Genomic DNA, 9,374 nt, shown 5'->3' with positions numbered 1-9,374 from the left:
AGCCTACCCGGCCGCAACACGGTCGTCCGGCTCCCAGACGGCACTGAACACCGCACCGGCGTCTGGCTCGCCAACACGCGACAACGCCGCAACCGACTCCCCCCCGCACAGTTGGCGGCCCTCGCCCACCTCGGAATCGACTGGGCACACCAGTAACAGCCGTAGCCGTCGTGGGCGAGGATCGCGAGGTGGACGCGCCAGCGAACACCCGACGGTGTCAAGTCCCTACCCGAGCGCTCGACATTCTACTGACGCCCCATCACTTTTTGTCCGTCGGTGAAATTGCGTCGCACGATACTCTCGGTTCTTGAGTGGAAAGAAAACCTTCAGAAGGCTACTTCTGGCGCCGCGGCACATAGCCCATCTTGCGCATCATAGCGACTTCAGCACTTGTCTTTTGTTTCGGCACTGCAGCCGCCAACAGTTGGAGCCACGCAATCCACTCCCCCTGTGTATGCACCCGGCAGGCTTCAAGGAATGCCCCCAAAAATTGGGTCGTGACGGGCTTGCCACCAGACAAGACAAGCCCAAATGTCGAATGAGCATAATTACTAGCCCGCCCAAGGTCCCTCAAAGACATTGACCTGAATTCCCTCAGGCAGCGCAGCGCCATAATTAGATCAAGTTCGCTATGGGCGCGGAGCGGGGGCGTGATGATTCCTGTTCTCTTCCACCTGTCCCACACCCGGGGCCAAGCGGCTTCTCTTCGTTGCTCTGGGCTGAGATTCCTACCTTCATCATCTCCTCCGGGCGGAAGCTCCACAGGCTTGCGAATATTTCTCTGAAGTTCCTCCCACAGCACCCGCCAGGTCGTTTCATCCCCACCACAGGTACCGACGACCGCAACCGTTACCCTCCAAGTCGGCGCACGATCGCCCCCCAACGCCTGGGATAGCGAGGAAATCGAGACACCCGTCTCTTCAGCAATCCTGGCCAGCGTGGGGTTACCAGCAGATGCGCGCAGTTCGCGCAGCGCAAAAGCAAACTGCCAAGTAGGGTGACTCTTGGTAGAAATCGGCTTCATAGGCCGTGACATCGGTCTCCCCCTCCAAAATGGGGTGGGCACCAGGCGGTACCCACCCCCTATTTGGCTAGTGCCGGCAGCAGAGGCTTGCGGACAGCGCGCCGGCAGAAACTGCGGGGAGCGAGATGGATACGTCTACCTTGGCGAGCCAAGCAAAGACGATCAGAATGATTACAACGGCGATCCTCGATTTACCGGTGTAATAGTCGATCCCCAGCTCTACGTGCGACGGAGACAGCACAATGCTTTGGAACACCTGGGCACCCCAATCATTCGATGCGGCCTTCTAGCCGCATTACCCCTTGCGACTCACTCAGTTGGCGCTGAATGAAGACGCGGCAACATGCTCGCCCACTCGTGGAACCGCTGTCCAATACTCGTAGACACCAATCAAAGAATATTGGGCTCTTTTTGCAACCTGCGTTCACTTTTGATGAAATAATTGTAACCAAAAAACGGAAGTCGCGCGTAGAACAGACCAGTTCAAGCGGCTGTTTTTCAGAAACCGTGCACTTTTGGGATGTTGGGCTGGCGCCTTCGGCGCTCTGGCAACCAAGATATGTGCCATGCTGCGGGCGATTGTCCCCATCTTGCCTCTGGGCACCCCCGTCTTACCCCGGACGCTGCCCCGCGCGGATGGCAGGTCGCCTGTTGGCGCAGACGGCCCTCGTTGGGGGCCGCATCAGCGGCCCCCAACTTCAAGTTCGTCGCGATCTGCCCAGTGTCATCGAGTTGTGTTCGTGCGATCCCCGCCGTCAGCTCGCCGTCCGGGACCTATCCGCCAGCACCATGCAGCGGATCCCACCACCGGGGTGCCACTCCATCACCCGGGCCACCGCGGTGCCGGTCAGGGTGAGACGTCGGTGCCGGCTTCCAGGCGGCCTGCCGGCGAACTTCTTCGGACAGCGACCACAAGCCTGGCCGGGGGCCGGTTGGAGGCCAACGCGGCCACCCCGCTCAACGACCGCAGAACAAGCCCCGCCTCCACCAGGCCGAGCTGTCCCGCCCGCCAACTGGGCGCCAGGAAGCCATCCACCAGCGGCAGGCCTTCGGCGGCGATCCGGTCCCGGGCCGAGAGCGCCCACCACCCGCATCCTGGCCGCGCGGCAGCCGGTGCGCCGCCGGCGCCCTCCGCGGTCCGATGGCTGAGCGGAGAAGTGCCGACCCGAGCACGCTGGGGCAGTCTCGTCGCCGCAGGCCGCCTGCGGACCGGCCTCACGTGGTAGAGCCGCTGACTCCAGCTAGCGGGGGTCGAGGGGGGAGATGCCGGTGCCTTCGTACGCCTCCGGCGTCAGGGAGAGCACAGTGAAGGCCTCCCCGCTTTTCGCGGCCTGCCAGGCAACGGCCGCCGGGTGCGCGGCGGGCCAGTCGGTTCCGGGCCAGGCTGCGGCGTCCAGCGCGTGGTCCGCGGTGAAGGAGACGTGCTCGGCGAACCGCAGACGGGCGGCGTGGGAGCCGGCACCCGGCACCGCCCGCTCGGCCGCCAGCACCGACAGCGAGGGGACCAGGACCCGGCCCGTGCCTCGAGAGGCCTCGATGTAGAGGCCGGTGAAGAACGGATCGGCCTGGTACAGAGCGACCAGGGCAGTGTGGTCGAAGACGGCGGTCAGGTTCACGCGGCGGTGCCGCTGTGGTGGGCGCGGACCTTCTCCCACGCGGACCGCCCGGCCTGCTGGACCTGCTCGGTGTACTCCAGCCCGAGCTCGGCCGCCGCCGCCCGTGCCCGCTGCTCCTGCTCGGCGCGGGTCAGCCGGCTGGCGGCGAGTTCCTCGAGGAGCTCGGTGATCGTGGTGCCCCGCTCCTGGGCCAACAGGCGCAGCCGGTCACGCGTGGCTTCGGTCGCCTTGATGCTCGTGGGCTTGCTGTCACTCATACCCGGATTCTACCGCCGGTAGAAACCGAGTGGAGTCCGGCCGGCCCACCGTTCTGCCAGGCGCTGACCTCGGCCCTACCAATCGGGAGGCTGAACAGGGCCTCCGGGCCCGGTGCTGCGGGCGATCTCCAGGTTCGCGGCAGCCGTGCGATGGTGATCGGCGGCAGTCCGGGCGAAGACCTCCGGGAGCGGCAGGGGCTCGCGGGTGCGCTGGACCATGCGGGCCTTCGTGCGGTTCACCCGCCGGTCCCGGCCACCTGGATCGGGCAGGGCATGCCAACGCCCAGCACCTCGCTGCCGCTCACCCCGCTGCCACGGTCGCAGTCAACCGCGTGTGCGGGGCGCGCCGCTGATCGGGTGTATGGAAGGGGAAGGCGGCCGGGTGCCGCTAGAACTCGCGCGTGATGTTCGAGCGTGACGAGAGCGCGGGGCGCGCTCTGCGGTTGGACCCGTTCCAGGCCTCGAAGAGCCTACGGGCCGCCAATACGGAGCGGTGCCGCTTCTGCGGTCACGCGATCTGGTGGTTCGACCGGCCCGAGGGCGGTCGTATCCCTCTGGTCCCTCGGGAGTTCCCGTCGGCATCGGTACCGGTGCGGGCCCGCTGGCACGTGGACGGCGGCATTGCGCGGGTGGGGGATGCCGGCCGCCGGTCCTGCTGGATCGCTCACCCCACGTTGTGCCCGGGGGTCGAGCATGACGATGCAGATGACCCCGAGCTGGCCGGAGCCCGACGAGCCTTCGCCTGGCGTACTAAGAAGGCTGTGAACAGCGGTCGGTTCTCCGCCACTCCCGTGGGCACCGAGGAAGACGCTGAGGAGGACGGCCGTGTCGTGGCCGAGCCGGGAGCAACCCGGCATGTGCTGGCCTACTGCGGGCGCCTGTGGCTGGCCCCCGATGAAGTCGACGCGATTCGGTGTGTGTCCAGCACAGCCAGCGCTGGCGAGCGCTGCAACGACACCGTCTACGACGTGCACAGCAGTTACCAGGGGACGTGGATTCAGGTTGACGTGCCGGTGCCGCCGGGTCGGGCTGGCCAGCAGTCGCTCTGGGCCGGCCGGACGATGTTCGTCTACAGCCTGGACGGCGTCGACTACGACGAAGCCCTGCGGTGGCGTAAGCAGCGCTGCTCCGTTCACTGGACTGGCAGCACCGTCCCCGATGCCGTCGCCCCCGAGCTCGTCGGGTTCAAGATCTTCCAGCATGAAGATCACATCTCCGACCAGCGGCCCAAGCAGGCCGTCCGCCAGGAGCAGAACCAGGTCCGCGCGCCGAAACGAACCCGGTGCGCGGGCGCGGGGTGCCTCAACGGCAAGGACGGGTCGGTCGAACGCGAAGAGGTCGTGGACGGCAAGTGGTGGTGTTGGAAGTGCCGGCCCAAGAACCGCCGACGCCGTGCCGTGCATGCCCGCTGGCAGGGGCAGGGGGAAGACCAGAAATGATCAAGGAAGGGATGGCGACGATGTCACTTGGTATGACTCCGAACAACGTGAAGGCCGTGCTCCTGGCCGACGGCTGGCACCACGTCTCGGAATTCACCCTCGGTCCTTCCCCCTTTGGCGACGGGGCCGAATGGTTTGCCTTCACCGAGGCCTTGGACGACGGCCGGCAACCGACGCGATTGGCTGGCCCGGTCTCCACCATCGTGGGCATGTCCGCGCCAGCACCGCGCAAGGAGCCCGCCATGCCACCGTGGTGCGGGCAGTGTGAGTACCACGACCGGGCGGGCCGGATGGTCAGCGACGCCGACGGTCGTAGGACGCCATGCCCACGCTGCCACCCCGACCCGGAAGCCTGGGCACAGCGGCAGAAGGAACTCGCGGCCCAGCAAGCCGCCCAGCGCGCCGCCTTCGGTACGCGCACCACCGTTACCGCCATCACCGACGAGGCACCGGACTAACTCAACGGCACACAGCATTCGGTGGTCGGTCATGGGTCTGGGACCGCAGCCGGCGGGCCAGGGCAGGTACAGCTTGGCTCCTGCGCTGGCCCGCCGGTCCCGGGCGGCACCGTCACCTCGTATCCGAGCTTGCGGAGAACGTAGGGGGCCTCCTCCGGCGCGTCACGGACAGCAGCTCTGACCTGCTTGTGATGCCGCAGGGTCCAACACGGCCTCCGTCCTCGTGGAGCATCAGCACGCGCAGACCCTGCCAAGCCGGCTTCAGCCGCTGGAGGCTGTCGCCCGCGTGGGAGAAGCCGGCCGTGGTAGTCAGCGGCGGGCTGCCTCGTGCAGGTGCCGGCGCAGCTGGGCGCGCAGTTGCGGTAAGGGGGCGCTCGCGCCGAGCCGCTGCAGGAAGTCTGCGGCGTTCCAGGTGATCAGGCCGCCTTGGCGGGAGAGGTACAGGCCGACCTGATCGATGCCGTACTCGTCGTCGTAGTCGAGCAGAAGGTATCCGGCGAGCTGGTAGATCTCCTCGCGGCCCAGGCGGCGGGGGTCCTTGGTGGCTTTGCAGTCCAGCAGGAGACCGCCGAGGATGTAGTCGGCGTCGGCGCCGCCGATGTCGCTGCTGCCGGCGAAGACCGGACCGCACACGCGGGCCCTATGCGGCAAGGCTCGGAAGGCGGCGAACGGACCTTCCGCGAGCCGCATCTGCTGGTCGATGTCGCAGGTGACGTACTCGGGGGCGGCCGCGGTCAGGTCGTCCAACGTCGTGGCGGGGGTAGCCGAGCTGAGCAGGCTGAAGCGGCGGATCTCACCGGTACGGGCGATGTCCTCGAAGAAGCCGGCCACGAAGCACAGCCGGACGAGCGCTTCCTCGCCCATAGTGCCGGGGTCGGCGAGGTAGGTGTCGACGGTGGCCAGCAGCTCCAGGCCCGCCGCGTGCAGGGCCTTGCGAGAGGCATGGGCGGGTGCGCCGCGCAGCGCTCTGGTGCCGTCCAGGAGCATGACACCGGCGACGACGGCCAGTCCGAGCTGCCCGCCGAGGCTGAGGCGGAGGCGGTAGTCGACGGCGTGTCCGAGGGCCGGCCAGTTCGGGTACTGCACGTCGATCGGCTGTACCGGGTGGGGAAGGCCGGTGATACGCGTCAGGTAGTCACCCACCAGGTTCTGGCTGTAGGGCAGGTGAGCGGCCATGAACTGCGAGACGGGTGAGGAGTCGTACTTCAGCTGCCCGGTCAGACTGAGCTCGATCATCGGCCGTCCGGCCACAGTGCCGTCTCGGCCGGCGTCAGACATGGTCTTTTCGTACTCGTCGATCCAGGCGATGCCTTCGGGGTCCAGCAGGTGGCGGGAGCGGGTGACGGCGACGTAGATCAGGCGGGCCTCGCTCGCGTTCAGCGGACGCTGGAGACCGTGGTCGTCCACCTGCGGGGCCATGAAGCCCTTGCCGATGCGCACCGAGGGCCACTCCCGGCCCTTGGCCTTGTGTGCGGTGGAGACGGTGACTTGCGCCTTCTCCTCCGGAGACAGGCGGTCCACCGCGGCGATGATTTGGTCGGGGCCGTAGGTGTCGACCAGCTGGACGATCGCTTTGAGGTCCTGGCCGGCCTTGTCCTGTTCGGCGTACTCCTGCACCTCGCCCCAGGAGGAGAACAAGAACAGCTCTGGGTGGCTGGTGCGCTGCCCTGCTTTGAGCTCGAGAGCGGCCTTGGCGATGCGCTGCAGCGCGCTGCCCCCGCCGGTCAGCGCCACCGGGATACCGAGCTCCAGGTAGGAGAGGACTTCGCTCATCGCGTCCACGTTGCCGCGGCAGAGCACCGCTTCGGGCTGCGTGACCTTGCCGACACGGGAGGCGGGGCCGTGGCCGGTCAGCTGCATCTCCGACTCAGCGTGCCCCAGCCACCGGTTGGCCACCGCGGCGATGGCCGGTCCGAAGCGGAAGGACTGGGTCAGGCGCAGCTGCTCGGCCGGGAAGCCGGTCATCACATCGCGGGCGTTGCGCCAGCCGTAGATCTGCTGGGCGGGGTCGCCGACGCACACCCGTTGCGCGTCCTGGGCGAGGAAGACTTCCTCCAGGACCGGGTTGGTGTCCTGGGCCTCGTCCAGCAGGACGAAGTCCGCCCCGAGCCGCGGGGAGGTCATCGCCCACAGCTTCATGTAGTGGTCGTGCTCGAACCGCAGCCGGCCTGCGGGTGCGCAGATGTCCTGCCAGGCACGATGTGCGTAGGGCAGCAGCGTGCGGGCGAGAAAGTCCTGGCCGGGACCGTCGAGGCCGTTGACCGGCTCCATGTGACGGGCCATGACCTGCCGTTCGGTGGTGTAGCAGAACTTGCGGACCATGCCCATCACCAGGCGTGCGGCGTGCGTGAGCTTGATCTGGCGGGAGCCCACGTCGAGGTCGCGGGTGATGCCGAGTAGGCGGGCGGTGTGCTTGGCCGGGATCCTTGCCGAGGCGTCCAGGCGGTCGCGGTAGTGGTGACCGACAGCTCGGAAGGCCAGGGAGTGCGCGGTACGGCACTCGACGTTCGGGCCGAAGCGTGCGCGGGCGTCGTCGGCGATCGCCCGGTTGAACGCCACGTACAGTCCGCGTTTGCGGGTGGCGGCACCCATCAGGATCAGCGTGGACGTCTTGCCCGTCCCCGCTCCGGCAACCAGCGCCAGATCCCGGCCGGAGGCGAACACCTCACGGGCAGCCTGCTGCTCCTTCGTCGGCTCCATGGCCATGAGTTCCTCTCTGGGAAGCGCGGCTTCATGTACCGCAGCCCCGGAGAATGCCTACGGTGACGACTGACGTCAATCCATTCATACGTTTGGTAATCAATTTCGGTCGAAGCGAGAAGGGGCCTGCAGGGCAGCTCAGCGGGCCTGTGTGCTGCCGGTTTCCTCTTCTTTCACGCTTGGGTGATGCACCCCTATCGGCGAAATCGAGACAACAAATTTTTTGTGATTCTGGAATGAGTTGTCAGCACCGGTTTCTACGCTGCCGCAGCAGGGGAGGCGTCGGGCACCGCGCGGATGCTCGGCTGTGTGATCGATGGGAGGTGCGGGGTGGCGACGTGTACCCGCCGAGCCAAGTCGACCCAGCGCTTATGCCGGCGGGAAGCCGCCGAGTGGCCCCGCTACGACGACCTTCCCGCTCCCGTGGTGGCGTGCGCCGGCCACCTCACGCCGACGGAATGGGCAGCCTGCCAGGAAGCCCGCGCTCGGGCGCACGCCGACTGGTCCGCCCGCCGGGCAGCGGAGGTGGCCTCGCGCGAAGAACATGCCCAACAGGCCCCAGTACCGCCCGCGGCACGCTATGTCCCACGGCCGTGCACCGGCCAGTGCATCTCCCAGGAACGCGCCTGGGGCCGCGAAGCCGACAGCGCCTCCAGCCTCTGCGCGACCTGCGACGGCTACGTGTGCCTGTCCTGCGGCCAAACCGAAGTCGACGGCATCCTCGATTTCTGCGGCCGGTGCGCGGCTTTCGAATCGGAGATGGACCAGGAGCCAGAGGCGTTCTGGGACGGTGAGATCGACACCGGGCCCGAGCCGCGCAGGCGACTGACCGCGATGGTGCACCAGATCGTCGCGGCCACCGGCGCCACGCACCGCGAGGTCAACACCCGCATCAACCGGACCATCGGGGTACACACCCGCGTCGGAGCCGACGAGCAGATGATCCGCCGCGCCGCCCGGGCCGCCCACGACTGGCTCGACCAGCTCTTCCCAGGCCCCCAGCCGGACGCCACCGCTCCCCCGGGTCGTATCCGATCAGGCAAGGCCGGTGCGGTGCTCGGCATGGCGCCCCACCCCGTTGAACCGTGAAACGAGTGCGACGGAAGACCAACGGCCGGTCTAGCTCAGGTGCGGGCTCCTGTTCCTGTCGCTCAGCTCCAACAGGCCTGCTTACACCGGTCCCGCCCTGTCGAGGCGCACCGATTTGGGCTGCAGGGCAGCGTCACCGCAGACTTCCCGGGTGACAGCACCCACGCGCGACCGAGGCCTTGGCCGAGGCGTCTCCCAGCTCATCCCCCAGCCCCCTGGGTCGCCTGCCCAGCAGGCTTCGGCCACCCTGGCCGCCCTCGCCACCGTTCAGATCCCTGTCGGGGCGCTCCAGGCCGCGGTCGTTCTCCTCGACGCCACCGCCTGCCGGTCCGAGGACGAGCAACTGCGGGCGGCAGCGGAGGCCACCGTCGCGCACCTGCGGGAGGCGATAGGGCCGGCCGGGCCGGCCCCCGCCGCGGCCGACTCCGCCTCCGCGTGGTTCGCCGCTCCCCTCACCCAGAGCACCGAGCCCGAGTAGGTCAGCTTCCGGTCGTCGCGCGGACCGGCCGGGGCCAAGCTATCCCGGCCGGCACCCTGCGCGGACTTCTCCTTGACACCATGACCCCAGATCGGGACGTCAAGGGTCAAACCGGACTCACCGGGTGAGCACCACCCCGACCAGCGTGGCGTACACCGCGACGCCGGCGAGCGCGGTCGTGAGCGGAGCGCTGAGCCGCGGGTGGCGGTGGACGACGTAGCCAAGGCCGCCGAACAGGGCCAGGCCCATCAGGCCGAGCAGCAGGGCAACGAGCTGGGTGGTCGTGGACATCGAGGTTCCCCCTCAGGGTCAG

The 9,374-nt window shown here is 67.9% G+C and carries 9 protein-coding genes; 4 read left to right on the top strand and 5 right to left on the bottom strand.

Going from position 1 to position 9,374, the window contains the following annotated elements:
* Nucleotides 1-334: 334 nt before the first annotated feature.
* From AB0O40_RS21125 to AB0O40_RS21115, 3 genes are all read right to left on the bottom strand, one after another.
* The gene (locus AB0O40_RS21125; protein WP_365043662.1) at nt 335-1,024 is read right to left on the bottom strand and encodes a helix-turn-helix transcriptional regulator; all 690 of its coding nucleotides are present in this window, start codon (nt 1,022-1,024) and stop codon (nt 335-337) included.
* A 1,241-nt stretch (nt 1,025-2,265) separates the two neighbouring features.
* Nucleotides 2,266-2,640 (bottom strand): PIN domain-containing protein, encoded by a 375-nt coding sequence (locus tag AB0O40_RS21120; RefSeq protein ID WP_365043660.1) that lies wholly within the window; start codon nt 2,638-2,640, stop codon nt 2,266-2,268.
* The gene (locus tag AB0O40_RS21115) at nt 2,637-2,897 is read right to left on the bottom strand and encodes a hypothetical protein (RefSeq protein WP_365043658.1); all 261 of its coding nucleotides are present in this window, start codon (nt 2,895-2,897) and stop codon (nt 2,637-2,639) included. The genes AB0O40_RS21120 and AB0O40_RS21115 overlap by 4 nt, the downstream gene beginning before the upstream one ends.
* A gap of 404 nt (nt 2,898-3,301) precedes the next feature.
* Here AB0O40_RS21115 and AB0O40_RS21110 point away from each other — a divergent pair, with 404 nt between their 5' ends.
* The gene (locus AB0O40_RS21110) at nt 3,302-4,336 is read left to right on the top strand and encodes a DUF6083 domain-containing protein (protein WP_365043668.1); all 1,035 of its coding nucleotides are present in this window, start codon (nt 3,302-3,304) and stop codon (nt 4,334-4,336) included.
* Complete coding sequence (locus AB0O40_RS21105; protein WP_365043657.1) at nt 4,333-4,794, top strand: hypothetical protein; 462 nt, start codon at nt 4,333-4,335, stop codon at nt 4,792-4,794. The genes AB0O40_RS21110 and AB0O40_RS21105 overlap by 4 nt, the downstream gene beginning before the upstream one ends.
* A 309-nt stretch (nt 4,795-5,103) precedes the next feature.
* Here the strand turns inward: AB0O40_RS21105 and AB0O40_RS21100 are convergent, their stop codons facing one another.
* Entirely contained in the window at nt 5,104-7,494 is a 2,391-nt protein-coding gene (locus AB0O40_RS21100; protein ID WP_365043655.1) for a UvrD-helicase domain-containing protein, read from the bottom strand.
* Between the two features lie 759 nt (nt 7,495-8,253).
* On the opposite strand from AB0O40_RS21100, the gene AB0O40_RS21095 reads away from it, so the two are divergent.
* Nucleotides 8,254-8,583 carry a hypothetical protein gene (locus AB0O40_RS21095; RefSeq protein ID WP_365043653.1) on the top strand — a complete coding sequence of 110 codons (330 nt, stop codon included), beginning with the start codon at nt 8,254-8,256 and terminating at the stop codon, nt 8,581-8,583.
* Nucleotides 8,584-8,734: 151 nt separating this feature from the next.
* On the top strand, nt 8,735-9,061 hold the full coding sequence (locus AB0O40_RS21090) for a hypothetical protein (protein ID WP_365043651.1): 327 nt from the start codon (nt 8,735-8,737) through the stop codon (nt 9,059-9,061).
* A gap of 117 nt (nt 9,062-9,178) precedes the next feature.
* Here the strand turns inward: AB0O40_RS21090 and AB0O40_RS21085 are convergent, their stop codons facing one another.
* A complete protein-coding gene (locus tag AB0O40_RS21085) occupies nt 9,179-9,352 on the bottom strand; it encodes a hypothetical protein (RefSeq protein WP_365043649.1) in 174 nt (57 codons plus the stop codon).
* Nucleotides 9,353-9,374 lie beyond the last annotated feature (22 nt).

The sequence above is a fragment of the Streptomyces sp. NPDC089919 genome (genome assembly GCF_040684615.1).
Taxonomy (GTDB): Bacteria; Actinomycetota; Actinomycetes; order Streptomycetales; family Streptomycetaceae; genus Streptomyces.
This window is presented reverse-complemented; position numbering and strand designations above follow the sequence as displayed.

What these genes read in the sequence shown, in the direction of transcription:
- AB0O40_RS21125 (WP_365043662.1), bottom strand. Translation starts at nt 1,024, where the DNA reads ATGAAGCCGATTTCTACCAAGAGTCACCCTACTTGGCAGTTTGCTTTT.
- AB0O40_RS21115 (WP_365043658.1), bottom strand. Translation starts at nt 2,897, where the DNA reads ATGAGTGACAGCAAGCCCACGAGCATCAAGGCGACCGAAGCCACGCGT.
- AB0O40_RS21110 (WP_365043668.1), top strand. Translation starts at nt 3,302, where the DNA reads ATGTTCGAGCGTGACGAGAGCGCGGGGCGCGCTCTGCGGTTGGACCCG.
- AB0O40_RS21105 (WP_365043657.1), top strand. Translation starts at nt 4,333, where the DNA reads ATGATCAAGGAAGGGATGGCGACGATGTCACTTGGTATGACTCCGAAC.
- AB0O40_RS21100 (WP_365043655.1), bottom strand. Translation starts at nt 7,494, where the DNA reads ATGGAGCCGACGAAGGAGCAGCAGGCTGCCCGTGAGGTGTTCGCCTCC.
- AB0O40_RS21095 (WP_365043653.1), top strand. Translation starts at nt 8,254, where the DNA reads ATGGACCAGGAGCCAGAGGCGTTCTGGGACGGTGAGATCGACACCGGG.
- AB0O40_RS21085 (WP_365043649.1), bottom strand. Translation starts at nt 9,352, where the DNA reads ATGTCCACGACCACCCAGCTCGTTGCCCTGCTGCTCGGCCTGATGGGC.